This is a genomic window from Streptomyces rishiriensis (genome assembly GCF_030815485.1).
In the GTDB taxonomy this organism is placed as follows: domain Bacteria; phylum Actinomycetota; class Actinomycetes; order Streptomycetales; family Streptomycetaceae; genus Streptomyces; species Streptomyces rishiriensis_A.
The window spans coordinates 1,294,096-1,318,993 of sequence record NZ_JAUSWV010000002.1 but is presented as its reverse complement, the minus strand read 5'-3'; the positions used below and the strand labels follow the sequence as shown (position 1 = coordinate 1,318,993).

Sequence of the window (24,898 nt, the reverse complement as noted above, 5' to 3'; positions counted from 1 at the left end):
GGATCGTAGCCGCGCGACGCTCACGCACCGTGCCAAACCGTGGTGATGTTGCAGAACTCCCGGATTCCGTGCCCGGACAGCTCACGGCCGTACCCGGACCGCTTCACCCCGCCGAACGGGAACCCCGGATGGGACGCGGTCATGCCGTTGAAGTACACCCCGCCGGCCTCCAGATCCCGCACGAAACGGTCCACCTCCGCCTCGTCCCGCGTCCACACGTTGGAACTCAGGCCGAACGCCGAGTCGTTGGCGATGAGCACCGCCTCGTCCAGGTCGGCCGCCCGGTACAGCGTCGCGACCGGCCCGAACGCCTCCTCCCGGTGGACGCGCATCTCGCGGGTGATCCCGGAGAGCACGGTCGGCAGGTAGTACCAGCCCGGTCCGTCGGGCCGTTCGCCCCCGCACAGCACGGCGGCGCCGCCACGCCGCGCGTCGTCCACCAGCTCCTCCAGGTCCGACCGCCCCTGCTCGCTCGCCAGCGGCCCGACCTCCGTCTCCTCCTCCAGCGGGTCGCCGACCTTCAGCGCGGCCATGCCCGCCACGAACCGCTCGGCGAAGGCGTCGTACACGTCCGTGTGAACGATGAACCGTTTGGCGGCGATGCACGACTGCCCGTTGTTCTGCACGCGCGCGGTCACCGCCACCTGCGCGGCCCGCTCGACGTCCGCCGACGGCATGACCACGTACGGGTCGCTGCCGCCCAGCTCCAGCACCGTCTTCTTGATCATCTCTCCGGCGGTGGCGGCGACCGCCCGGCCGGCCGGCTCGCTCCCGGTGAGGGTCGCCGCCTTCACCCGCTCGTCGCGCAGGATCTCGTCGACCGCGCCCGAGCCGATGAGCAGCGTCTGGAAACAGCCCTCGGTGAAGCCGGCCCGGTGGAACAGGTCCTCCAGGTACAGGGCGGTCTGCGGGACGTTCGAGGCGTGCTTCAGCAGGCCCACGTTGCCCGCCATCAGCGCCGGCGCGGCGAAGCGGACCACCTGCCACAGCGGGAAGTTCCACGGCATCACCGCGAGCACCGGGCCCAGCGGCCGGTAGCGGACCAGGGCGCGCGCGGCGCCGGAGTCCTTCACGTCGGCGGCGGACGGCTCCTCGTCGGCGAGCAGTTCCGCCGCGTGCTCGGCGTACCAGCGCATCGCCTTCGCGCACTTCGCGGCCTCGGCGCGCGCCTGCTTCACCGGCTTGCCCATCTCGGTGGTCATCACCCGGCCGATCTCCGCCTGGTCCTCCTCGAGGAGGTCGGCGGCCCGGTGGAGCAGGCGGGCCCGTTCGGGATACGTCGTCGTCCGGTACGTCCGGAACGTGGCCTCCGCGAGCCGGAGCCGGCGCTCCACCTCGTCCTCGCCCATGGCCTCGTACGTCCGAAGCGTCTCGCCGTTCGCCGGGTTCACCGTCGCGATGGGCATGACCGACCTCCTGAAGAGCTGACTGTGCTTCGACCTTCCCGCGCCGGACCCGGGGTCGCAACGCGTGCGCATCCGCTCAGCCCGGGTGCTCCGCCAAGCGGTCGAGAAACGCGGCCTGTGCCCTGACGATCACCTCGCGGGCCCGGTCGAGCCCGAACCAGGCCACCCGGTCCAGCTCCGGGAACTCCTGGGCGCGGCCGGACCTCGGCGGCCACTCCATGGTGAACGTGCCGGGTGCGATCGCCGCCGGGTCGAGGTCGGCCTCGATCGCCCACGCGGTGACGATCTTGCCGTTCGTCTGCCGGACCTCGCCGAGGTCGATCGCCGCGCCGTCGGGCGGGGGCAGACCCAGCTCCTCCCGGAACTCGCGGCGGGCCGCCTCCCAGGCCGGTTCGTCGGGCTCGTACTCGCCCTTCGGGACGGTCCACGCCCCGGCGTCCTTCTTCGCGAAGTACGGGCCGCCCATATGGCCCAGCAACACCTGAGGACCGTCGTCGGTGTGCCGGAACAACAGCAGACCCGCGCTGCGCTTCGGCGGCGCCGGCGTCACGGGCGGACCTCCGGGTGGGCGGCGAGCAGGGTCTCCACGGTGTCCGCCTCCTCAGGACGCTTGTCCTCGCGATAGCGCAGCACGCGGGCGAAGCGGAGCGTGACGCCGGCCGGGTAGCGGGTGGACCGCTGAAGGCCGTCGTAGGCGATCTCGACGACGAGTTCGGGACGCACGGTCACCACGTACCCGCTCTCGTCGACGGCCAGCTCCCGCAGGCGCTCCGTCTGCCAGGCGAGCAAGGCGTCGGTCAGGCCCTTGAAGGTCTTACCCAGCATGACGAAGCCGCCGTCCGCGGTGCGGGCGCCGAGATGCAGGTTGGAAAGTCTGCCGGTGCGCCGCCCGTGGCCCCACTCGGCGGCCAGCACCACCAGGTCGAGCGTGTGCACGGGTTTGACCTTCAGCCAGGACGCGCCCCGTCGGCCCGCGCTGTAGGGCGCGTCGAGCGCCTTCACCACGACGCCCTCGTGACCGCGCAGCAACGTCTCCCTGGAGAAGTCCTCCGCGGCTTCCACGTCCTCGGGGCCGGACACGAGCGCGCGGCGCACCCGCATCGGCTCGGGCACCAGCCGGGCCAGCTCCACGTGCCGTTCGGCGAAGGACAGGTCCAGCAGGTCCCGGCCGTCCACCGACAACACGTCGAAGAAGACGGGGGCCACGGGCACCGCCTCCGCGGCCGCCGTCACATCCACCCGGGAGCCGACCCGGCCGGCCGTCTCCTGGAAGGAGCGGGGGCGGCCCGTCCCGTCGAAGGCGAGGACCTCGCCGTCCAGGATGAACCGCGATCCCGCCAACCCCCTTGCCGCCTCCGTCACTTCGGGCAGCCGGTCGGTGATGTCGTCGAGGGTGCGGGTGTACAGGCGGACGTCGTCGCCGTCGCGGTGCACCTGGACGCGGATGCCGTCCAGCTTCTCCTCCACCGCGCAGACGCCGAGCTTGCCGACGGCCTCGGTCACACTGGACGCGGTGTGCGCGAGCATCGGCAGGACCGGACGGCCGACGGTGAGCCGGAACTCCTCCAGCGCCGCCGGTCCGTCCGCGAGCAGCGCCTGTGCCACCGCCCGCAGCGACCCGGCCAGCATCACCGCCCGGCGCACGTCCGTGGCGGGCGCCCCGGTCGCCTGCGCCAGGCCTTCCACGGCGACGGCGTCCAGCGCGCCCTGCCGGACCTCGCCGGTGATGAGGCCGAGCAGGAAGCGCTGTTCGTCCGCGGTGGCCGCGCCCATCAACTCACCCACCAGGCGAGTCCGTTCGGCCTGCGAGCCGGGGCCCGCCACCTTGCCGAGCTCGGTGAGCCGGGCGTCCACCTCCCGCACGGTGAGGGCCGGCCCGTCGGCCGGGGCGACCGGCCGGCTCAGCACCTTCCAGCCGACGCCCAGCCGGCCCTGGGGGAGCCGTCCGGCCAGGTAGGGGATGACGACCGGTACGTCGTCCGGCTCCGCGTCCCGGAAGAGTTCCGCGAGCAGGGCGATCTTGCGGGAGCGCGCCGAGGTGGCGGCGACCTCCCGGGACACGTCGGCGAGCCGGGTCAGCAGCATGCAGCCATGGTGCAACGCCGACCGCCCGGTCACCTCCGCACGGCCGGCGCCTCGGCGTCGGCGGCCCCGGCCGCGACCGCCAGGTCGAGGTCCGCCATCAGCAGCTCCCCGTTGATCGCCGCCCCGGCCCGGTAGCCACGGCTGGCCGCGTTCACGACCTGCTCGGCGAAGCCCGAGGCGTTGCCGGCCGCCCACAGGCCGGGCACCGTCGTCAGGCCTCGTCCGTCGACCACGGGGTATGTCCCGAAGGGGGTCTCGCTCAGCTCGGCGCCCAGCCGCGCGAGCAGGTCCGTCCGCGGTACCGCCCGGGGCGCCACGAACAGCACCTCCCGCTCGTGCACCTGCCCGTCGACGAGCCGGACGCCGGTGAGCCGGTCGTCCTCGACGACCAGCCCGGCCACCTCGCCGGGGACCACGCGCACGCCGGCCGCCGCCAGCCTGCGCAGGTCCTCGTCGGTCGGCTCCGCCTCGGCGACCGTGTGCAGGAAGAGGGTCACGTCCGCGGACCACTGGGACACCATCAGCGCCTGGTGGACGCTCATCGCGGTGGTGGCGAGCACGCCGAAGGCCTGGTCGCGCACTTCCCAGCCGTGGCAGTAGGGGCAGTGGACCACGTCCCGGCCGAAGCGCTCGGCGACGCCGGGGACCGGCGGCAGCTCGTCCTTCAGGCCGGTCGCGACGACGAGCTGCCGGGCCCGCACGGTCCGGCCGCCCGCGAGCCGTACGGCGAAGTCCTCGGCCCGGGTGACGTCCACCGCCCGGTCGCGGACCAGCTCCACGCCGTAGCGTGCGATCTCCTCGCGGCCCACGGCGAGGAACCGGGCGGGTGACATGCCGTCCCGCGACAGATAGCCCTGCATATGGGCGGCGGGCGCGTTGCGCGGCTCACCCGCGTCGACGACCAGCGTGCGGCGTCGCGCCCGGCCCAGGACGAGCGCGGCGGACAGGCCGGCGGCGCCCCCGCCGACGACGATCACTTCGTACTCCTGGGTCTTCTCGGTCACGGTGACCACCTCCGCGACCACGGTCGCCGGGCCCGCGCGGGATTGACAAACCCATTTGCCGCTTCGGCAATATGGAGGCATGACGACCGATGAGGTACTCGCGGAGGTCGGGCCCAGGCTGCGGCGGCTGCGGAAGGAGCGGGAGGTGACGCTCGCGGCGCTGTCGGAGTCGACCGGCATCTCGGTCAGCACCCTCTCGAGGCTGGAGTCCGGGCTGCGCAAGCCCAGCCTGGAGCTGCTGCTGCCGATCGCCCAGGCCCACCAGGTGCCGCTGGACGAGCTGGTCGGGGCGCCGCCGGTGGGCGACCCCAGGGTGCGGGCCGAGCCCATCGTGCGGCACGGGCGCACCTTCTGGCCGCTGTCCCGGCAGCCCGGCGGGCTCCAGGCCTTCAAGGTGCTGGTGCCACGGCGCGACGAGGAGCCGGAGCCGCGGGTCCACGAGGGCTACGAATGGCTGTACGTGATGTCGGGGCGGCTGCGCGTGGTGCTGGGGGAGCACGACGTGGTGATGACGGCGGGCGAGGCCGCGGAGTTCGACACCCGCGTGCCGCACTGGTTCGGGTCCACGGGGGAGGGGCCGGCCGAGTTCCTGAGCCTGTTCGGCCCGCAGGGCGAGCGGATGCATGTGCGAGCCAGACCTCGTAAGGGGTGACGGAGGCGACTCTTCGCCCGTCGTCTGTTCCCTCACGGCAAGCGACCGCTTAGTATGCGAATCGAGCCGGTCGGAACGCCGGTCGGACGACGCAGTCCCGTGGAGGCTCCGCATGCAGGCATGGCAGGTGCACGAGAACGGCGAGCCGAGCGAGGTGATGCGGCTCGAGGAGGTGGAGCGGCCCACGCCCGGCGACGGTCAGGTCCTGCTCAGGGTGCGTGCCGCGAACATCAACTTCCCGGACGTGCTGATGTGCCGGGGTCACTACCAGGTACGGCCCCCGCTGCCGTTCACGCCCGGTGTGGAGATCTGCGGCGAGACCGAGGACGGCCGTCGCGTGATCGCCAACCCGGTGCTGCCGTACGGCGGTCTCGCCGAGTACGCGATCGCCGACGCGGCCGCGCTGCTGCCCGCGCCCGGGTCGCTGGACGACGCCGAGGCCGCCGCGCTGCACATCGGCTACCAGACCGGCTGGTTCGGCCTGCACCGCAGGGCGCACCTGGAGGCCGGCGAGACCCTGCTCGTGCACGCTGCCGCCGGAGGGGTCGGCAGCGCGGCCGTGCAGCTCGGGAAGGCGGCGGGCGCGACCGTCATCGGCGTCGTGGGCGGCGCAGAGAAGGCCGCCGTGGCCCGGGAACTGGGCTGCGACGTGGTGATCGACCGGCGTACCGAGGACGTCGTCGGCGCCGTGAAGGAGGCCACCGGCGGCCGGGGCGCCGACGTGATCTACGACCCCGTCGGCGGCGAGGCCTACACGCAGTCCGCGAAGGTCGCCGCCTTCGAGGGCCGGATCGTGGTCGTCGGTTTCGCGAGCGGGACCATCCCGAGCCCCGCGCTCAACCACGCCCTCGTCAAGAACTACTCGGTCCTCGGCCTGCACTGGGGGCTGTACAACACCAGGAACCCGAAGCTGGTCCAGCACTGTCACGAGCAGCTCACCGAGCTGGCCGCCCGGGGCGCGATCAGGCCGCTGGTGAGTGAGCGCGTCCCGCTCGACGGGGCCGCGGCCGCCGTGCAGCGGGTCGGCGACGGCGTCACCACCGGCCGGGTCGCGGTCGTACCGCAGAACGGAGCCACCGCATGACCGACGCAGCCGAACTGAGGCGCCGCACAGCGGAGTTGCTGGCCGCGCACCCGCCCGCCGACACCGATCCGGCGGACTTCCTCAAGGCCCGCTTCGACGCGGGACTCGCCTGGGTCCACTACCCCGAGGGGCTCGGCGGACTGGGCGCGCCCCGCTCCCTCCAGGCCGTCGTGGACGCCGAGCTGGCGGCCGCGGGCGCCCCCGACAACGACCCGCGGCGCATCGGTATCGGCCTCGGCATGGCCGCGCCGACGATCCTGAAGTACGGCACCGAGGAGCAGAAGCAGCGGTTCCTGCGTCCCCTGTGGGTGGGCGAGGAGGTCTGGTGCCAGCTGTTCAGCGAGCCCGGCGCCGGCTCCGACCTGGCCGCGCTCGGCACCCGCGCCGTACGGGAGGACGGGGGAGACTGGGTCGTCAACGGGCAGAAGGTGTGGACGTCCAGCGCCCATGTCGCCCGCTGGGCCATCCTCATCGCCCGCACCGACCCGGACGTGCCCAAGCACGCCGGCATCACCTACTTCCTCTGCGACATGACGGACCCGGGCGTCGAGGTGCGGCCGCTGCGCCAGATCACCGGCGAGGCCGAGTTCAACGAGGTGTTCCTCACCGACGTCCGCATCCCCGACTCCCGCCGCCTCGGTGACGTCGGCGACGGCTGGCGGGTGGCGCAGACCACGCTGAACAACGAGCGCGTCGCCATCGGCGGTATGCGGCTGCCCCGCGAGGGCGGCATGATCGGCCCGGTCTCGAAGACCTGGCGCGAGCGGCCCGAACTGCGCACCCATGATCTGCACCAGCGGCTGCTGAAGCTCTGGGTCGAGGCCGAGGCCGCCCGCCTCGCCGGTGAACGCCTGCGCCAGCAGCTCGTCGCCGGCCAGCCCGGCTACGAGGGCTCCGGCATGAAGCTCGCGTTCGCCCGGCTCAACCAGGAGATCAGCGGTCTGGAGGTCGAACTCCTCGGCGAGGAGGGCCTGTTGTACGACGACTGGACCATGCGCCGTCCGGAGCTGGTGGACTTCACGGGCCGGGAGGCCGGGTACCGCTACCTCCGCTCCAAGGGCAACAGCATCGAGGGCGGGACCAGCGAGGTCCTGCTGAACATCGTCGCCGAGCGCGTCCTGGGCCTGCCGTCCGAGCCGCGCACCGACAAGGACGTCGCCTGGAAGGACCTGGCCCGATGAGCGCACAGCCCGATCTCCTCTATTCCGAGGAGGAAGAGGCGCTGCGCGCCGCCGTCCGCGACCTGCTCGCCGACCACGGCGACGCGCCCGGGATCATCGCCCGTACGGAGTCGGACGCGCCGCACGACCTCGCCGCCTGGAAGGCGCTCTCCGACGGCATGGGCCTCGCGGGCCTGCTGGTGCCCGAGGCGCTGGGCGGCCAGGGCGCCACCCATCGTGAAGTCGCCGTGGTGCTGGAGGAGCTGGGGCGCGCCGTCGCCCCTGTGCCCTATCTGACCAGTGCCGTCGTGGCCACCGAGGCGCTGCTGTCCGTCGGGGACGAGGAGCTGCTCGGCCGGCTGGCATCCGGGCGGACGATCGGCGTACTGGCGGTCGGACTGCACACCGCTCCGGCGGCCGCCGTCCGGGCCGTGCACGTGGAAGGAGGCCTTTTGCAGGGCGAGTTGCCCGGCATCGCGGACGCGGCCGTCGCCGACGTGCTGCTGGTGCCCGCGGACGACGGCGGCCTGTACGCGGTGGAGGCGGCCGCCGTGACCGTCACCCCGCAGGTCTCCCTCGACCTCACCCGCCCGCTCGCCACGCTCACCTTCGCCGATGCTCCAGGCCGCCGACTCGGCGATGCCGAACCCGCCGTCCGCCGCGCTCTGCGGGCCGGCGCCGGACTGCTCGCCTCCGAGCAACTGGGGCTAGCCGACTGGGCGTTGACCGAGACCGTGCGGTACCTGAAGGAGCGCAAGCAGTTCAACAGGCCCGTCGGCGGCTTCCAGGCGATCAAGCACCGGCTGTCCCAGCTCTGGCTGCAGGTCGTCAACCTCCGGGCCGTCGCCCGGGGCGCGGCCGACGCGCTGGCGAGGGGTGAGGACGCCGACATCGCGGTGGCCGTCGCCCAGGCCTATGCGGCCGGGGTCGCCGTGCACGCCGCCGAGGAGGCGCTCCAGCTGCACGCGGGCATCGGCATGACGTGGGAGCACCCGATCCACCTGTACCTCAAACGGGCCAAGGCCGACTCGATCGCCTACGGCAGTGCGGGCGCCCACCGGGCCGCCGTGGCCGAACTCGTCGATCTGCCGGCGCCCTGACCGTCACCCGCTGAAGCCCGCCCCGCCCGGGGCGGGCTTTTTCGTGTTCCTGGCCGGAAGGAGTGAACAAGCGACGGCGGTCCGGCCAACTCCTGGCACGTGAAGGTCCGTTGGTCCGTCCGCGGCCTGATACTCCCAGTGGTCCCGGCCCGCCCCACAGGGAGGAACGACATGTCCCTCGTCACCCGCCGCAGAGTCCTCACCGGCCTCGGCGCCACCGCCGCCGCGGTGCTCGCCCCGCCCGTCGGCAGCGCGTTCGCCAGTGGTCGGAAGCACGGCCCCCGCCCGCTGTGGCGCGCTCACGCCCACAACGACTACGAGCATCCCCGTCCCCTCCTCGACGCCCTCGACCACCGCTTCGGCAGCGTCGAGGCCGACATCTTCCTGGTGGACGGTCGGCTGCTCGTCGCCCACTCGGCGGACCGGCTCGATCCCACCCGCACCCTGGAGTCGCTCTACCTCGCCCCGCTCGCCGCCCGCGTGAAAGCCGGCCACGGCTCGGTGTACCGGGGGCACCAAAAGCCCTTCCAGCTGCTCATCGACATCAAGACCGAGGGCTCCTCGACGTATCTCGAACTCGCCCGGCGACTCGAGCGGTACAAGGGCCTGTTCACCACCTATGCGCACGGTCGCGTCCACCCCGGACCGGTGACCGCCGTCGTCTCCGGTGACCGCGCGGCCCGTACGCCGATGGAGGCACAGACCGTCCGCCGGGCCTTCTACGACGGCCGACTGGCCGACCTCGGCACCTCCGCCTCCTCGTTCGCCTCGCTGATCAGCGACAACTGGACGCTCAACTTCACCTGGCTCGGCGTCGGAGCCTTCCCCGAGCCGGAGCGGCAGAAGCTGCGGAGGATCGTCGGCACGGCCCACGCGCGCGGGCAGCAGGTGCGGTTCTGGGCCACGCCCGATCTCGCGGGCCCCGCCCGGGACGCGCTGTGGGCCGAACTCCTCGCCGCCGGCGTCGACTACCTCAACACGGATGACCTGGCGGGCTTGGAGGCCTTCCTCGACGCCCGCGGGGTGGTGTAGCGGCACCCGTCTGACACCACTCGTTCGGCGGACAGGTCAGCCGCACGGACTAACTCCACGTTACGTCACACTTGCCGCCGAATACTGTGAAAGCGGACGTTTCGGAGGAGGTTGACGGTGGCCATTTCGATTTCCGCGGTGCTGTTGCTGTTGGTCCTGGCGGTGATCTTCATGCGCAGCGGCGGGTTGAAGGTCTCGCACGGACTGGTCTGCCTGCTGCTCGGGTTCCTCCTGGCCGGCACCGGCCTCGCCCCCACGATCCACAGCGGCCTCACGGCGACGGCCGACATCGTCGGCAGCCTTCGACCGTGAGGCCGCTGGGGTGCCGCCCTGACCGGGCGACTACTTGGTGAAGACGCCGATGCCGTTCGACACCGGGCGCTCGTACCCGTCGGACGGGTGGTTGCGGACCGTCACCTTGGTGGAGCCCGCGGGACGGGCCACCAGGGTCGACGAGCCGCCGCCGTCCAGGCTGAAGCCCTCGGTCGCGCCGAGGCTCTTCAGGGCGCCGGCGACCTCGGCGATGGTCAGGCCCCTGCGGTACGCGGTGGCTCCGTCCAGCGCGAACAGATACACCCGCTTCCCGCCGTTGCCGATGCCCACGGCCGTACGCACCGCCGAGACGGACTTGTCCAGGCCGGACAGCGGCTGGGCGCCGGACAGGATCGGGTAGCCGCCCACGGCGAAGCTGTACGCGGACTTCGACACGGCCGTCAGCCCGTAGCGCACCGCCACCGGCTGTCCCTTGACGAGCTTCTTCAGGCGCGCCGCGCCCGCTTCCCGCCCGACGAGGACCGTGGTGCCGGCCGTGATGGTGCCGCTGCCGGGTGCGGTCGACGTCGACACGACCCGGCCCTTGCGCACCGTCACCTCATAGGTGCTGGTGCTGCACGCGGCGGCCCGTTCGGTGTCCGTGCCGCAGGTGGCCCGCTTGCGCGAGACGCTGCCCCAGTCCGAGGTGTACGCGCCGATGGAGTTCTGCGCCAGCGCGTACTGGTTGACGCCGCCCAACGGCAGCCGCCGTCCGAGGACGCTGACCGTACCGTTCAGGGACAGGCTGTCCACCCGGGCCCTGCCGTCGGTGCCGACACCGACCACGGCCCTGGTGTTCGTGCCCGGCGGCAGCGCGGGCCCGAACCGCTGCCCGTTCGGGACCGCGCCCTTGAGCGCCTTCCCGTTCACGACCGCCGGCCCCACGCTCGCCCCGGTCGCCGCGACGCCCGGGTGCTGCGTCTCGCTGATGTTGAAGAAGTCACCGTTGATGCCGGCCACGGCCTTCTGGCTGTTCGCCAGCGAGGAGACCGCCGCGCGCGAGGCGACCGCCCCCGGGTACAGCAGCCCGAGGCGCACATGGGTGTTGGTGAGATCGACGCTGAGCACGTGCACATGCGTCGTTCCGGCGGTCGCCGACAGGTCGTACTGCCGGTACGCCACGCCCGCCGCCACGGTGGTCCAGGTCGCGGCGTCGGCCGAGGCCGCCCCCGCGAGCGCCGCCCCGGCCACCGTGCCGAGCGCGACGAGCAGTGTCACCGACTTTCTGCCCACCCCGAACCGCTTCTGATGTCGCGTCACAGACCCCCCTGGGTAGTTTGGGCCGCAACTTTCTCATGACCTGCGGGAACTCCCGCCAGGGGGGTGGGCGGGAAGACCACGGGAACGGGTGAGGAAAGGCACGATTCCGAGTGGCTTGCACCGCCGTTCGGCCGCGCCGCCCGAGCCGTTGTGCTACTCGTTCGGCCGGGAGACGGGTCGGACGCGGAAACGGACGCGGAAACGGACGCGGAAACGGTTGCGGTCGAGGGGGGACGCGGCGGGGTCAGTCGCCATCGCGGGGCCGCCGGCCGTCGTGCGGCGCGAACGGGGTGAAATGGGCCGGGGCGTGATCGATCGGCAGGTCCGGACGCCAGGCGGTGAGGGACTGGGCGCTGCACACGAACAGGGACGGCGGCAGATGGTCCAGGGCGTACCAGCGCCAGTCGCCGACGCTCTCGCCGGGCTGGTCCGCCGGCTCGCCCTCCCAGTCGGTGACGACGGCGCCGACGGTCATCCGCACGACACCCCCGACCCGGTCGAGCAGGGTGCCCAGCAGGCGTACCTTCGACGGGTCCGCCCGCAGCCCGGTCTCCTCGCGCAGCTCCCGCACCACCGTCTCCCGGAGGGACTCCCCGGGTTCCACCGTGCCGCCGGGCAGCTCCCAGGTTCCCCGGCGGTGACGGCCCAGCAGCAGTCCCCGGGGCCCGTGCAGGATGGCGCCGACGCCGAGCGCCGCGTGCGCGACGGGCGGAAGGCCGGTGCGGGGGCGGGCGGAGACGCGCGACGGACGGCGGGCCCGGTAGACGCGATAGGCGGCGGGGTTCGCGGGGTCGGGCGAGGTCACCGGCACCACGTCCGCCACGTACAGCCCGTGTGCGGCGATCAGTTCCTCCCACGTCTCGGCGGGGGGCACCCACATCCGGACCGTCGTCTCGCCGCCGCCCGCGAACCGCAGGGTCTCCGGCCGCGCCACCCACGCCGAAGTGGGGCCTTCGCCCGAGGAGTTGGTGTGCAGCACGGAGAAGCAGAGCGTTCCGCCGGGCGCGAGCGCGGTCGCCAGGGCGGGAAAAAGCCGCTGTGGGTCGATGTACGGGACGGCGTTGACGGAGTAGATCACGTCGTACGGCCGCGCGGTGCGCAGGTGTTCCACGGCGTCGGCGTGGAGCAGCCGCAGCCCGGGCAGCGAGCCGTACCGGGCCCGGGCCCGCTCGATCTGGCCCGGCGCGAGATCGACCGCGTCGACGGTGGCCCCGTGCGCGCGGACCAGCCGGGCGGCGTGCCGGGCCGGACCGCAGCCCAGGTCCAGAACGCGCCGGCCCCTCAGTTCCCCGAGGAAGGCCTCGTCCGGCCCCGCGCCCGGGAACCCCCAGTCGATCCGCTCCGCCTCCGCCAGTACCGTGCCGCGCCGCAGGTGATGCGCGGCGTACGCCTGCCAGGCGGCGGCGTTGACGGACTCCGGGCCGTCGGGAGCGACGGGACGGGGCATGGGCGGTCCTCCAGGGCAGAGGGGCGGTACTCACCGGGCCAGTCGATTCTTACCGGGTCCGGTGCCGGGCAACCGCCGCGCGCGAACGGTGCGTCGGGGGACCGGCGCCCGCGGGAGCGAGAATCCCTGGTGGCAGGCGCTAGTGGACCGGGTGCTTGCTGAGGATGGACACCCGGTTGAAGGCGTTGATGGTGACCGCCACCCAGATCACCGCCGAGATCTGGTCCTCGGTGAGAACCTCCAGGGCGTCGGCGTAAGCGGCCTCCTGCGCGCCGGCGTCGGACAGCACGGTGGTCGCCTCGGCCAGCGCCAGGGCCGCGCGCTCCAGGGGGCTGAAGAGTTCGGTGTCCCGCCAGGCCGCGAGGACACCCAGTCGCCGGGTGTCCTCACCCGCGCGCAGAGCGGCCCTGGTGTGCACGTCGAGGCAGGACGCGCAGCCGTTGAGCTGCGAGACGCGCAGGTTGAGCAGTTCCACGACGGTGCGCTCCAGACCGGCGTCGGCGGCGGTCGCCCGTACCGCCTCGGACGTCTGGACCAGCGCGTGGTAGGCCTTGGGGCTCTGCTTGTCGATGAAGATCCGTCGAGACATAGTTGATTATCAATCCATTCATGGGTCGGAGCCGCAGGAACGACAGGCGCCCACGGCGGGCAAGGTCGAGGTACGCGCCCCGAGAGGCGTCCCGCTGGGCGGCCCCCGGGCGACGACCGTATGCGCTCGGTCAGGGGCCGCCCTCGCCACCGGCGCCGGCCGGTTCGCGTCCTTCGGGCGTGCCGGCCAGCGCGGCCAGCTCCTCGGCGGTGCGCGGACCTGTCGAGGGGTCGGCCAACAGTCCCTGGGCGTGCAGCAGTCGGGCGGCGGCGACCCCCCAGGGCAGCCGCAGGCCCGCCTGCCGCAGGAGGTCCGTGCGGGCGAGTGCCGAGGCGGCGGGTCCGGTGCGCGCGCCGGACGGGGTGAGCAGGGTCGCGTCGTCGGCCCAGCGCAGGGCCAGGTCGACGTCATGGGTGGCCATGACCACGGTCGTGCCCGCCTCGCGCAGTCGGCCGAGGATCCCGAGCAGCCGTTCCTGGCCGTCGGGGTCGAGTCCGGCGGTCGGTTCGTCGAGGATCAGCACCCGGGGCCGCATCGCGACGGCGCCGGCGATCGCGGTGCGCTTGCGCTGCCCGTAGGAGAGCAGGTGGGTGGGCCGGTCGGCCAGGGCGGTGATGTCCAGGGCGGCGAGGGCCTCCTCGATCCGGGCGCGTACCTCCGTGTCGGACAGGCCGAGGTTCAGCGGTCCGAACGACACGTCCTGGGCGACGGACGCGGCGAACAGCTGGTCGTCCGGGTCCTGGACCACCAGCTGCACGGTCGTGCGCAGCCGGGTCAGCCCCTTGCGGTCGTACCTCACCGGGCGTCCCTCGACCCTCAACTCGCCCTCGCCCGGTCGCAGTCCGCCGCTCAGCAACCGCATCAGCGTGGTCTTGCCGCTGCCGTTGCGGCCCAGCAGGGCGAGCGCACGCCCCGCGCGGACCTCGAAGTCCAGGCCGCTGAGCACGGCCGGGCCGTCCTCGTAGGCGAAGGAGACCCCCCGCAGGGAGAGCAGTGCGGGCTCGCTCATGACAGCGGCCTTTCCAGTACGGAGCGCAGTACGAAGGTCAGGGCGACCAGGGCCGCGAAGAGGGCGGCACTGGCGGCAGCGAAGCGGACGGAGAACCGGGCCTCGGGCACCAGGACGCGCAGGGTCCCGTCGTAGCCGCGTCCGGCGAGCCCGTCCTGGAGCCGCGCCGCCCGGTCGAAGGCGCGGACGAACGCGGTGGCGCCGAGTCCGGCCAGCGAACGCCACTGCGCGGCGCGGGTGGTGTGCCCGAGCCGGGCCGCCTGGGCCTCCCGGATCCTGCGCACGGAGTCGAGCAGCAGGAAGCTCATGCGGTACGTCACCAGCGCGACGTCCACGACGGGCGCGGGTACCCCGGCCCTGACCAGGCGGGGCAGCAGGTCGGACATCGGGGTGGTGAACGCGAGGAGCAGGACACCGAGGGAGGCGGCCGAGGTACGCAGCAGCAGTTCCCCGGCGCGCACCGGACCGCCGTCGGCCAGGGCGACGAACCGGTCCGGGCCGCCGACCCGGACGAGCAGGGTGAGCGCACCGGTCACGCAGAAGCCCAGCGGCACCCGGTAGGCGCGCCACAACCGCCGGGCCGGCACCCCCGCCGGTCCCAGCAGGACGGCGAGAGCCGCCACCAGGACCAGGGCCGCGCCGGGCCAGGGCGGCAGCGAGATGGCGAGCACGGTGAGACCGAGTCCCAGTACGGCCTTGTCCAGCGGATGGCGGTGGCGCCAGCGGCTGCTGTGCGCCGCCGCGTCGATCGGCAGCACCCGCTCAGGTCCGTTCGGGAGCGGACGGCACGGACGCGCTCGCGGAGCCCTGAGGGCTTCCGGAGCTTCCGGAGCCTCGGGAGTCCTCGGAGTTCTCGGTACTCCGCGAGGACGTCGAGGCCTTCGACGAGGGGACCGAGGTCGTCGAAGCCGCCGTGTCCTGCTGCGCCAGAGCCCGGAGTTCGCCCTGCCGCCGTCCCCGGTGCAGACCGAAGTAGTAGGCGAGGACCCCCGCGCCGAGGGCGGCCTGGAGGGCGAACAGCGCCGACTCGATCTCGCCGGACGGCGGCTCGTACAGGGGCGAGAACCAGGGCTCGTAGTCCGGCTCGATCTCGGTGATCGCCGTCTCCGCCTCCGCGTCGGCGCCCGAGAACGGCTCCTCCTTGTGGTCGCCGAGCCCGAGGGCCAGCGGCAGGACGGCGAGCGCGGCCACCACGAACAGGAGCAGCGCGTTGATCTTCGCGTTACGGCTCACCGGGCCACCGCCTCGGTCTCGGCGTCGGCGCCCGCACCGGCCCTCTTCCGGCCGCCCGTCACGAGCACGCCCAGCCTTGTCAGTTCACCCTTGCTGGACTGCGTCAGCAGGCGCATCACGAACACCGTCAGGAGCCCCTCGCTGACCGCCAGCGGGAGTTGGGTGACGGCGAAGATGGAGCCGAACTTGCCCAGCGCGCCCAGGAATCCGCTGCTCGGGTCCGGGAAGGCGAGCGCCAGCTGCACGCTGGTGACGCAGTACGTGGACAGGTCGGCCACGAACGCGCCGAAGAACACCGTGACCATCAGCGGCACGTCGAACCGTCGCAGCAGCCGGTAGACCGCGTAACCGGCCCAGGGTCCGACGACGGCCATGGAGAAGACGTTGGCGCCGAGCGTGGTCAGGCCGCCGTGGGCGAGCAACAGCGCCTGGAAGAGCAGGGTGATGGTGCCCAGCACCGCCATGACCGGCGGCCGGAACAGGATGGCGCCGAGCCCCGTGCCGGTGGGGTGGGAACAACTCCCGGTGACCGAGGGGAGCTTCAGCGCGGACAGGACGAAGGTGAAGGCACCGGAGGCGCCGAGGAGCAGGGTGCTCTCGGGATGCTCCTTGACCTCACGGGTGAGTGACCGTACTCCGTGGACGACGAATGGCGCGGATGCGACGCTCCAGGCGATCGCGTGCGCCGGAGGCAGAAAACCCTCGGCTATGTGCATGGCTGAGCAGACCCTCTCCAGCACCTCGTGGATGGTTGACGTGCCTTGGCCGGTCTCCTGGCTCACGGGTACCACCGCCCGTACTCCGCCTTCCCGGGTCCCGAGGACCCAGTGGCTGCCCGCGAGGGCCGGAGCCGGACTTCCCGATCACAGTGGCGAGGGCCGCACCGGCATCACACCGGATTTCCCGTTCACCAAGGCGTGGTGACAGTAGTGCGCACACACAGGCGCTGACAAGCGCCGATGCGGGGCGCGGAGACGGCGGACGACGGCTCACCCCCGGCGCACGGCGGCCTCCGGCTGCCTCGACGAAATGCCGTGACCCTACGACCGCCGCCATCGGTGACGTCGTCGACCCGCACGTCCGGCAGACGGCGACCGCGATCCCGCATCTCGCGCCGAAGCCGTCCGCGCGAGCCGCCGAGGCCCGCGCGCAGGCCGCCGACGCGGGAACAGGGCGACAGGGGTGCGCTCGACGACCGGTGGGAGAATTCGTCCCGAGGTCCACGCCGCCGTGGCGGCCGGCGTTCCGGGGGCGGGGGCCGGAAGGAAGCGTGCAGCATGATCGAGTGGGTGTCCCTCAGAGCCGGCGCCCGGCCCGTGCCCCAGCCCGTCGCGACCCCCCTGGTGTGGGCCACGGCCTTCGGCAGCGCGCTGGTCCTGGTGGCGGTGCACAACCTGCTGGTCGGCGCGGACCGCCCGGGGTTCGCGCTGGCCGCGCTCTCTTTCCTGGCGGCCCTGCTGGGTCTCTGCGCCCGCTTCACCGCGGCCCCGGGCACGGCCGTCCTGTGCTGGCTGATCCTGAACGGCTTCGCCGTCCCGCCCGTGGGCACGCTCAGCTGGGCCGGCCACCGTGACACCTTCTGGCTCACCTGCCTGTGCGCCGCCGCTCTCGGCGGCACCGTGCTCGCCCGGATCGTCCAGGCCCGCGCCGCCTACCGCCGGATCGCCGCAGAGGTGGCCACCCCGGCGACCGACCCGGACGGCGACCCCCTCGGCACCTGACCGTCCCGGGACGGGGTGCGGCCCGGCGGCGTCGCGGATGCCGCCGCCCACGCGCGGCGGGGGGCCGCCGGTCGCGGAGGCCACCGCAGGCGCTGCTCCGCGCGGGCCGCCGGCCGCCGGGGCCCGCCGGCCCCGGCGGCGGACGTGATGCGGAACATAGGTGTTCTGTGACATATGGCTTCATCGGACCTTTTGGGTAGCTTGGGGTGCTTGCCCCTGCCGTCGGCGCCGTCTCGTGCACGGCGTCGCGCAGCGGGGCGGATCACCCGCCGCTCGTCCGTCCAGGAGACCCATGCGCCCCCGAACAGCCTCCGTACCGCCCCTCGCCCTGGCGGGCGGTGCGCTGACCGTCGGCGTCGGCGCGCTGTACCTGGCCGGACTGCTGCTCACCGGCGGTCAGATCGAGTCGGGCACGACGGTCCGCGGCGTGGACATCGGCGGCCTCAGCCGTGCGGAGGCCGTCCGGAAGCTGGACGAACACCTGACGGCGGACGGCTCGCGGGAGCTGGCCGTGCGGGTCGGGGACCGCGGAGCGACCGTCGACCCGCGGCAGGCCGGACTCACCTTCGACGCCGAGCGCACGGTCGACCGGGCGGCCCGCGTCGGCTCCGACCCGGTCGGCATGATCGCCGCCCTCTTCGGCTCCGGGGGCGACCAGGAGCCGGTCGTCCGCGTCGACGAGGACAAGGCCCGCACCGCTCTGGGGAAGCTGGCGAAGAGCCTCGACCAGAAGGTCCGCGAGGGTGCGGTCGGCTTCGCCGGCGGCCGGGTCGAGCAGGTCGCCCCGCACGCCGGCTACGCACTGGACGTGGATGCCGCCGTCGGCACCCTGCGGGCCTCCTTCCTGCGCGGCGAGGCCGGCGCGGTCACGGTCCTGCCCGCCCGCGAGACGCAGCCGAAGGTCACGGCGGACGAGGTCGGGCGCGCCGTGCGCGAGTTCGCGCGGCCTGCCGTGTCGGCGCCCGTCACCCTCACCACGGGCGGCAAGCGGTTCACCATCGGCCAGACCGTGCTGGGCGAGCATCTGACGATGCGGCCGGACGACGCCGGCCGGCTGGTGCCGGAGCTGGACGTCAAGGGACTGCGCGCGGCCCCCTCGGTGGCCCGCCCGCTGGCGGGCATCACCACCACCGCCGCGAACGCCGCCGTGCGACTGGACGGTGACCGGGTCGTGGTGGCCGACGACGCCCGGACCGGCGTACAGATCACCGACAAGGCGCTGAGCAAGGCCGTGCTGCCGCTGCTCACCCGGTCCGGCGCAGCGGCCCGCACCGGCGAAGTGGCCGCGCGACGGACCCCGCCACAGGTGACGCGCGAGAGCGCCGCGCGGCTGGGGCTGACGGAGAAGATGTCCTCCTTCACCGTCCATTTCGAACCGGCCGCGTACCGCACGAAGAACATCGGCCGGGCCGCACAGCTCATCAACGGCTCCGTCGTCATGCCGGGCAGGACCTGGAGCTTCAACCGGACCGTGGGTCAGCGCACCGAGGCCAACGGCTTCGGCGAGGGCATCATGATCCTCGACGGCGGGTTCACCAAGGCGCCCGGTGGCGGCGTCTCCACCATGGCCACGACCATGTTCAACGCGATGTTCTTCGCCGGCGTCAAGCCGGTGGAGTACGGGGCCCACTCCTTCTACATCGAGCGCTATCCGGAGGGCCGCGAGGCGACGGTCGCCTGGGGCAGTCTCGATCTGAAGTTCGCCAACGACTCGGGCCACGCCCTGTACATCCGGGCCGAGGCCACCGACACCTCGGTGACCGTCACCTTCCTCGGCACCAGGAAGTACGACGAGGTCACGTCGGTCACCGGCCCCCGCACGCACGTCCGGCAGCCGGAGCGGAAGGTGAGCACGGACGACAAGTGCGTACCGCAGACCCCGCTCGAGGGCTTCGACGTCACCGTCGACCGGGTCTTCTACGCCGACGGCAGGGAAGTACGGCGCGAGCCGTTCCGCACCCACTACACCCCCCGGGACGAGATCACCTGCGAAGTCGCCGGCGAAGACCCGCAGTAGGTCCCGCGGGGACCGGGAGAACGCGGGGTGACCTTCGTACGTCGGGAACCTTCGCCCGTGCCGGTGGTCCCGTGCCGTGGTCCCGTCCCGCGGGCACCGTCACCTCACCGGGTGACGCCGGAGTTCCGTGTCCGGTCCGGCGGCAGCCGCGCGGAGTCCGGCCGTCGGCGTACCCAGCCGAGCAGCAGCACCGACCACAGCGCCGCGAACGCGCACCAGGTCGAGACGAACTCCAGCCGCCACAGCGCGAAGCAGGCCGCCGCGCCGACGCCGACCACCACCCCCAGGGCCGACAGCCGCCGGTCGCCGGAGAGCAGCAGGGATCCGACGGTGGCCAGGAGATAGCCCGCGACGAGTACGGCCGGGTGGGCGAGCGGGACCGAGTAGCCCACCGTGTGGCCACGGACGGAGGCCGTCACCGGCCCGGTGGCGATACCGGCGGTGAGCCCCGCGGCGGTCGCGACGCCGAGCGCGAGGAGCGACGTCAGCCTGCGCCGGGCGGCCGGCGGGGCGGCGCACCACACCGCCGCCGGCACCCACACGGCCAGCAGCGGCAGGGCGATCACGGCCCAGACGACGGTGGCGGGCCCGCCGCCCCCGCCCGCGTCCCAGACCACCGCCTCCACGACCTGATGGGCCCCGAGCAGCAGCGGCAGCGCGGCCAGCGGAAGATCCCGGCGGTCGCGCACACTCGTCACACAGGCCAGCCCGACGGCCGCCACACCGGCGCCCGCCACCAGGTCGGCCGTCGCACTCCAGCACATCACGTCACCATGGGTTCGACCGTCGTCTTCTGCCGCCTCGTCGTGCGGTGCGGTGCGGGTCAGGTTAGGGCCCGCTCCCGCGTTCCACCGGCCGCCGGGCCGCCGCGTCGCCGACCGGCCTCCGTCGGAGCAGCGACCCGGCGGTGTGAGGGGCCGCGCTACGCTGGTCGAAGTGACCGGCAGACGAAGGAGGCCACGGGTGGTGGACGCCTCGCAGGGAGAGGGCGGCCTCGGGCCGGTGTGCGGTGTGGCCGTGCTGGAGGTGGGTCCGTTGTCCGGTCGGCCCGGCATTCGTGCCCGGGGCGAGATCAGCGAGATCACTCGCTCGCCCTGGGAAGAGGCCTTGGCGGACCTGGCTCGGCAGCACGCCGACGTGTCGTATGTGGAGTTGTCGGAAGTGGCGTTCGTCGATGTGGCAGGGGTCGCGGCGCTCGCCGTCACGGCGCTGGGCCTGTCCGGGGGCCGGGTGGTGGTCGAGCATCCGCCACCGCAGGTGCCCCGCGTACTGAGCCTGTTCTGGCCGGGCCTCGGCAGGATCGAGGTGGCGCCGCGATGAACACGGTGGCGACCCACGAGGCCTTCGAGCACCCCGCGCTGTTCTACCGCACCGAACAGGAGTACGTGGAACAGACGGTGTCCTTCGTGCAGGAGGGCCTGGACCTCGGCGAACCGGTGGCGGTGGCGGTGCCGGGTCCCAACCTGGAGCTGATCAGGGCCGGCCTCGGCCAGGACGCCCAGGCCGTTCGCCTGCTGGACATGACGGTGGCGGGCCGCAACCCGGGCCGGATCATTCCCGGAGTGCTACGCGCGTTCGCCGACGCCCACCGGCAAGGACGGGTGCGGATCATCGGCGAGCCGATCTGGGCGGGCCGCAGCGCGGTCGAGTACCCGGCGTGCGCGCAGCACGAGGCGTTGATCAACGCGGCCTTCGAGGGCCGTGCGGTGACCATCCTCTGTCCGTACGACGAGGCACGCCTGGACGAGGAGGTCCTGGCCGACGCGAGGATCACCCATCCGACGATCGTGACCAGCGAGCGGCAGGCGGCCAGTGACTCCTACGACTGGCGTTCCGTCGTCGCCCGTTACAACGAGGCGCTGGTACCGGTGCCGGACGCGGCCGTCTTCCCCTTCGGCTCCGACGAGCTGTACGCGGCGCGCGCCTTTGCGGTCCGGGAGGCCGAACGGCTGGGCCTTGCCGGGCAGCGGCTGGGCGACACCGAGCTGGCGGTGGCGGAGCTGACCACCAACAGCGTGGTGCACGGCGCCGGACGGGGCACGCTCGCCGTCTGGGCCCACGCGGGACAGGTCGTGTGCGAGGTCCGGGACGCGGGCCGGCTGTCCGATCCGCTGGCCGGCCGCAGACCGCCCGCGCGCGGTCAGATCGGCGGACGCGGCCTGATGCTGGTCCACTACGTGGCCGACCTGGTCCGTCTGCACACCTCCGACGAAGGCACGACCGTCCGCTTCTACGTGAGCCGCTGAGAGCTCGCCGAGAGCGAGGCCGGCATCCCACCGGCAGTCCGGCGAGGGCCCGCTGAGGGTTCGTCCGGGAGCCCGTCCGGTCCGCACCGTTCCCCGTACACCCGAGGGTGTGCGGGGTCCGACGGTTCAGGGGCGCCGGGCGGACCCGTCCGGCGCCGCGACGCAGGCGGGTGAAGCCTGAGCCGCCGTCACCTCCACGGGGCATGCATGAGGATCTCCGCCGTATCCCGGCCGGGTCGGCGGAATCGACGCGCTGGAGGCGAGAGTGACGAAAGAACGAGCCGAGGAGACCGGGCCCCGCACCATCAGGGTCCCGGTCCTCATCGTCGGAGGTTCCCTGGTCGGACTGGCGACCTCGTTGTTCCTGGGACGCCTGGGAGTACCGCACGTACTGGTGGAGCGCCACGCCGGCACCTCCATCCATCCGCGCGGCCGCGGCAACAACGTCCGCACGATGGAGCTGTTCCGGGTGGCCGGTGTCGAGCAGGCGATCCAGGAGGCCGCCGCCACCCTGGCCGACAACCACGGCATCCTCCAGGCGCCCACCCTGGTCGGCGACGCGGGCGAGTGGCTGTTCCGGGACATCGACCCGGGGGGCGGCCTGGCCCGCTTCAGCCCCAGCTCCTGGTGCCTGTGCAGCCAGAACGACCTCGAGCCGGTCCTGCTCGAGCACGCCCGGCAGCTCGGCGGCGACCTGCGCTTCTCCACCGAGATGATGTCGTTCGACAGCGACCGCACCGGCGTCACCGCGGTGGTCAAGAGCCGCGAGACGGGTGAGCACACCACCATCCGTGCCGACTACCTGGTCGCCGCCGACGGTCCCCGCAGCCCCGTCCGGGAGCAGCTCGGCATCGGTCAGAGCGGGCCCGGCGACCTGTTCCACAACGTCAGCCTGACCTTCCGCTCCCGCCGTCTCGCCGACGTCGTGGGCGACCGCCACTTCATCGTCTGCTACCTGACCGACCCCGAGGCCGACGGCGCCCTGCTGCCGGTGGACAACCGAGAGAACTGGGTGTTCCACGCCCCCTGGCACCCCGAACGCGGCGAAACCCTCGAGGAGTTCACCGACGAGCGGTGTGTCGAGCACATCCGCCGGGCGGTCGGGGTCGCCGACCTCGACGTGGAGATCACCGGCAAGGCGCCCTGGCACGCCGCCCAGCGGGTCGCCCGCAGCTACCGGTCGGGACGGGTGTTCCTGGCCGGCGACTCGGCCCACGAGATGTCCCCCACCGGCGCCTTCGGTTCCAACACCGGCATCCAGGACGCGCACAACCTCGCCTGGAAGCTGGCCGCGGTGATCGACGGCTGGGCGGGGGAGGCGCTGCTGGACACCTACGACGCCGAACGCCGCCCGGTGGCCGAGGCCACCAGCGCCCGGGCCGCCGCCCGGTCCGCCGAGCACAGCCACCCCGGTTTCGCCCCGCCGCCCGGAGCGGGCGGCGGTGGTCCCCAGCGGGGCATCCTCAACGTGGCCCTCGGCTACCGCTACCCGCAGGGCGCCGTCGTCGGCGCCGACCCCGCCGTCCCGGTCGTGCCGGAGAGTCTCGACCTGACCGGCGGGCCCGGCAGCAGGGCGCCTCACCTGTGGGTCCGCCGCGGGAACGAACGGCTGTCGACCCTCGACCTCTACGAGCGGTCGCTGGTCCTGCTCAGCGATGCCGGTGAGCAGAGCGGATGGCACCGGGCCGCCACCCGCCTCGCCGAGGAACTGGTCCTCCCCCTCAGGTCGTACCGGGTGGGCACAGGGGCCGACGCGGACCTGGTGCCGGAGGGCGACGCCGACTGGGCGGAGCGCCACGGCACGGCACCCGGGGGCGCCGTACTCGTGCGGCCCGACGGGTTCGTCGTATGGCGGTCGCCGGGTCCGGACGCGGACGCGGAGGCGACGCTGCGCCGGGTCCTGAAGACCGGGCTGGGCCTCGCCTGACCCAACGGGCTTCACCCGTGTGAACGCCCCGAGTGGTGCCGCGGCGACGGGCGGCTGACGGTGGATCACGTCCCGGTCGGGTCACCTGAGCTGACGAGGTGTCGGCTGCCCGGTCGTGACGGAAGGACCATCAGATGCGTTCTGCTCGCATGATCCTGGCCACCGCGGCGGCTTCGGCCGCCCTCGCCATCGGCGCCCCCGGTGCCTACGCCGCCGGTGACACGGACCACGACGACTCCTCCTGGAGCAAGGAGGACAGCTCCTCGTACAGCGACGAGCACGGCAAGGAGGACCACGGCAAGGAGGACCAGGGCAAGGAGGACCACGGCAAGGAGGAGAGCGGCAAGGAAGAGAGCGGCAAGGAGGAGCACGACTCCCCGCACGGTGGCATGCACACCGGCGGCGGCGCGCTCGCCTCGGTCAACGACAGCGGCGACCGGGGCGCGGCCGTGGACCCCAGGTTCGACCCCGAGACGTACAAGGACAAGGACGCCGGGTTCGGCAGCTCCACCGGCGGTGAGCACGGCGACGACTCCTGGAACGGCGGCAAGGAAGAGGAGTCCGGCGGCTGGAGCAAGGAGCACGACAAGCCCAGCGGCGGCATGCACACCGGCGGCGGCGCCCTCGCCGGCCCGTCGGCGACCGCGGCCGGACTCGGCGTCCTCGCCGTCGCCGGCACCGGCGTCTACGCCCTGCGCCGCAGGAAGACCGCCGGAAGCGTGGCCTGACCTGTGCCGGACGCGATAGCGCAGCCGCGGCCGCCGCACATGCCCCGTGTGGCGGCCCGGCTCGCTCCCCGTGCTCTGTCCGCCCCGCTGCCGCGCCCGAATGAGGTGGTCCCCGATGGCAGTTCCCCCTTCGTCCTCCCCTTCTCCCTCCGACCCCGCCGACCCCTCCGGCACCGAGCCGGCGCCCACCGAAGAGGGAACGTCCCGCGCCGGCGTGATGATGGTCTGCGCCGCGCTCGCGGTGCTCCTGGCGCTGAACCTGTTCGGCGGCGGAAACGACACGTCGAACGGCATCGCCGGCCCACCGCACGCTCCGCCCGCCGCCGGGTCGGTCCCCGCGCCCACCGGACCGGTCACGCCGACCACGCCCGCCGGAGCGGCGGACGCCGCGGAACCGGACAGCGGGGAACCGGTCGGCAAGCATCTGCCGCGCTCGCGGCCGGTACGGCTGCGCATCCCGAAGATCGGGGTCGACGCCCCCTTCGTCGACCTCGCCATCGGCGCCGACGGCCGGCTGGAGCCGCCCCCGGCGAACGACGTCAACCTCGTCGGCTGGCACGCCAAGGGAGCCTCCCCCGGGGAGACGGGCACCGCGATCATCGCCGGACACGTCGACACCAAGACCTCCCCGGCCGTCTTCGCGGGGCTCAGCGCACTGGCGAAGGGCGACGGCTTCCAGGTCCTGCGGGCCGACGGCGGCAAGGCGTCCTTCCGGGTCGACAGCGTGGAGACCTTCGACAAGGCCGACTTCCCCAACGAGCGGGTGTACAGCGACACCGCCGAGGCGCAGGTGCGGCTCATCACCTGTGCGGGGGCCTACGACCGCCGGGTCAAGGACTACACCGACAACCTGGTCGTCTTCGCCCATCTCGTCTGACGGCCGGCC

At 73.2% G+C, this 24,898-nt stretch carries 25 protein-coding genes and 1 riboswitch; of the genes, 13 read left to right on the top strand and 12 right to left on the bottom strand.

Annotation, left to right across the window (positions count from 1 at the left end; all coding sequences use genetic code 11):
* Positions 1–20: 20 nt before the first annotated feature.
* From QF030_RS08240 to QF030_RS08225, 4 genes are all read right to left on the bottom strand, one after another.
* The gene (locus QF030_RS08240; RefSeq protein ID WP_307162003.1) at positions 21–1,406 is read right to left on the bottom strand and encodes an NADP-dependent succinic semialdehyde dehydrogenase; all 1,386 of its coding nucleotides are present in this window, start codon (positions 1,404–1,406) and stop codon (positions 21–23) included.
* Between the two features lie 76 nt (positions 1,407–1,482).
* Entirely contained in the window at positions 1,483–1,956 is a 474-nt protein-coding gene (locus tag QF030_RS08235; RefSeq protein WP_307162002.1) for an NUDIX domain-containing protein, read from the bottom strand.
* Entirely contained in the window at positions 1,953–3,491 is a 1,539-nt protein-coding gene (locus QF030_RS08230) for an ATP-dependent DNA ligase (RefSeq protein ID WP_307162001.1), read from the bottom strand. The genes QF030_RS08235 and QF030_RS08230 overlap by 4 nt, the downstream gene beginning before the upstream one ends.
* Before the next feature lie 29 nt (positions 3,492–3,520).
* Complete coding sequence (locus QF030_RS08225) at positions 3,521–4,504, bottom strand: NAD(P)/FAD-dependent oxidoreductase (RefSeq protein ID WP_307162000.1); 984 nt, start codon at positions 4,502–4,504, stop codon at positions 3,521–3,523.
* Positions 4,505–4,574: 70 nt separating this feature from the next.
* Here QF030_RS08225 and QF030_RS08220 point away from each other — a divergent pair, with 70 nt between their 5' ends.
* The 6 genes from QF030_RS08220 to QF030_RS08195 all read left to right on the top strand — a co-directional run bounded on the left by QF030_RS08220 (position 4,575) and on the right by QF030_RS08195 (position 9,835).
* Positions 4,575–5,147 carry a helix-turn-helix domain-containing protein gene (locus QF030_RS08220; RefSeq protein WP_307161999.1) on the top strand — a complete coding sequence of 191 codons (573 nt, stop codon included), beginning with the start codon at positions 4,575–4,577 and terminating at the stop codon, positions 5,145–5,147.
* 112 nt (positions 5,148–5,259) lie between these two features.
* On the top strand, positions 5,260–6,231 hold the full coding sequence (locus tag QF030_RS08215; protein ID WP_307161998.1) for an NADPH:quinone oxidoreductase family protein: 972 nt from the start codon (positions 5,260–5,262) through the stop codon (positions 6,229–6,231).
* Positions 6,228–7,412, top strand: coding sequence for an acyl-CoA dehydrogenase family protein (locus QF030_RS08210; protein WP_307161997.1), 1,185 nt, complete (start codon positions 6,228–6,230; stop codon positions 7,410–7,412). The genes QF030_RS08215 and QF030_RS08210 overlap by 4 nt, the downstream gene beginning before the upstream one ends.
* Positions 7,409–8,491 (top strand): acyl-CoA dehydrogenase family protein, encoded by a 1,083-nt coding sequence (locus QF030_RS08205; protein WP_307161996.1) that lies wholly within the window; start codon positions 7,409–7,411, stop codon positions 8,489–8,491. Before QF030_RS08210 ends, QF030_RS08205 begins: the two co-directional genes overlap by 4 nt.
* 171 nt (positions 8,492–8,662) lie before the next feature.
* Positions 8,663–9,523, top strand: a complete 861-nt coding sequence (locus tag QF030_RS08200) for a phosphatidylinositol-specific phospholipase C/glycerophosphodiester phosphodiesterase family protein (protein WP_307161995.1) — start codon at positions 8,663–8,665, stop codon at positions 9,521–9,523.
* Between the two features lie 117 nt (positions 9,524–9,640).
* Positions 9,641–9,835 (top strand): hypothetical protein, encoded by a 195-nt coding sequence (locus tag QF030_RS08195; protein ID WP_307161994.1) that lies wholly within the window; start codon positions 9,641–9,643, stop codon positions 9,833–9,835.
* A 30-nt stretch (positions 9,836–9,865) separates the two neighbouring features.
* Here the strand turns inward: QF030_RS08195 and QF030_RS08190 are convergent, their stop codons facing one another.
* The 7 genes from QF030_RS08190 to QF030_RS08160 form a co-directional block, all read right to left on the bottom strand.
* Positions 9,866–11,095: a phosphodiester glycosidase family protein gene (locus QF030_RS08190; RefSeq protein WP_307161993.1), complete on the bottom strand. Its 1,230-nt coding sequence runs from the start codon at positions 11,093–11,095 to the stop codon at positions 9,866–9,868.
* 244 nt (positions 11,096–11,339) lie between these two features.
* Positions 11,340–12,542, bottom strand: a complete 1,203-nt coding sequence (locus tag QF030_RS08185; protein WP_307161992.1) for a bifunctional class I SAM-dependent methyltransferase/NUDIX hydrolase — start codon at positions 12,540–12,542, stop codon at positions 11,340–11,342.
* A 139-nt stretch (positions 12,543–12,681) separates the two neighbouring features.
* Entirely contained in the window at positions 12,682–13,131 is a 450-nt protein-coding gene (locus QF030_RS08180; protein ID WP_307161991.1) for a carboxymuconolactone decarboxylase family protein, read from the bottom strand.
* Between the two features lie 130 nt (positions 13,132–13,261).
* Complete coding sequence (locus tag QF030_RS08175) at positions 13,262–14,140, bottom strand: energy-coupling factor ABC transporter ATP-binding protein (RefSeq protein ID WP_307161990.1); 879 nt, start codon at positions 14,138–14,140, stop codon at positions 13,262–13,264.
* A complete protein-coding gene (cbiQ, locus tag QF030_RS08170; RefSeq protein WP_307161989.1) occupies positions 14,137–14,898 on the bottom strand; it encodes a cobalt ECF transporter T component CbiQ in 762 nt (253 codons plus the stop codon). Before cbiQ ends, QF030_RS08175 begins: the two co-directional genes overlap by 4 nt.
* Positions 14,899–14,902: 4 nt before the next feature.
* A complete protein-coding gene (locus tag QF030_RS08165) occupies positions 14,903–15,373 on the bottom strand; it encodes an energy-coupling factor ABC transporter substrate-binding protein (protein ID WP_307161988.1) in 471 nt (156 codons plus the stop codon).
* Complete coding sequence (locus QF030_RS08160) at positions 15,370–16,089, bottom strand: energy-coupling factor ABC transporter permease (RefSeq protein WP_307167508.1); 720 nt, start codon at positions 16,087–16,089, stop codon at positions 15,370–15,372. The genes QF030_RS08165 and QF030_RS08160 overlap by 4 nt, the downstream gene beginning before the upstream one ends.
* Positions 16,090–16,119: 30 nt before the next feature.
* Positions 16,120–16,303: riboswitch (cobalamin riboswitch) on the bottom strand.
* A 347-nt stretch (positions 16,304–16,650) separates the two neighbouring features.
* Here QF030_RS08160 and QF030_RS08155 point away from each other — a divergent pair.
* Both QF030_RS08155 and QF030_RS08150 read left to right on the top strand, forming a co-directional pair.
* A complete protein-coding gene (locus QF030_RS08155) occupies positions 16,651–17,094 on the top strand; it encodes a hypothetical protein (RefSeq protein WP_307161987.1) in 444 nt (147 codons plus the stop codon).
* Positions 17,095–17,386: 292 nt separating this feature from the next.
* Positions 17,387–19,111: a VanW family protein gene (locus tag QF030_RS08150; RefSeq protein WP_307161986.1), complete on the top strand. Its 1,725-nt coding sequence runs from the start codon at positions 17,387–17,389 to the stop codon at positions 19,109–19,111.
* 104 nt (positions 19,112–19,215) lie between these two features.
* On the opposite strand, the gene QF030_RS08145 is transcribed toward QF030_RS08150, so the two are convergent.
* Entirely contained in the window at positions 19,216–19,875 is a 660-nt protein-coding gene (locus QF030_RS08145; protein ID WP_307161985.1) for a DUF6629 family protein, read from the bottom strand.
* 199 nt (positions 19,876–20,074) lie between these two features.
* Between QF030_RS08145 and QF030_RS08140 the strand changes: the two genes are divergently transcribed.
* The 5 genes from QF030_RS08140 (at position 20,075) to QF030_RS08120 (ending at position 24,889) form a co-directional block, all read left to right on the top strand.
* Positions 20,075–20,431, top strand: a complete 357-nt coding sequence (locus tag QF030_RS08140) for an STAS domain-containing protein (RefSeq protein ID WP_307161984.1) — start codon at positions 20,075–20,077, stop codon at positions 20,429–20,431.
* Entirely contained in the window at positions 20,428–21,357 is a 930-nt protein-coding gene (locus tag QF030_RS08135) for an anti-sigma factor RsbA family regulatory protein (RefSeq protein ID WP_307161983.1), read from the top strand. Before QF030_RS08140 ends, QF030_RS08135 begins: the two co-directional genes overlap by 4 nt.
* A 265-nt stretch (positions 21,358–21,622) precedes the next feature.
* Positions 21,623–23,284 (top strand): FAD-dependent oxidoreductase, encoded by a 1,662-nt coding sequence (locus QF030_RS08130; RefSeq protein WP_307161982.1) that lies wholly within the window; start codon positions 21,623–21,625, stop codon positions 23,282–23,284.
* Between the two features lie 134 nt (positions 23,285–23,418).
* Positions 23,419–24,012 (top strand): hypothetical protein, encoded by a 594-nt coding sequence (locus tag QF030_RS08125; RefSeq protein ID WP_307161981.1) that lies wholly within the window; start codon positions 23,419–23,421, stop codon positions 24,010–24,012.
* Positions 24,013–24,127: 115 nt separating this feature from the next.
* On the top strand, positions 24,128–24,889 hold the full coding sequence (locus tag QF030_RS08120; RefSeq protein ID WP_373428747.1) for a class F sortase: 762 nt from the start codon (positions 24,128–24,130) through the stop codon (positions 24,887–24,889).
* Positions 24,890–24,898: the final 9 nt, after the last annotated feature.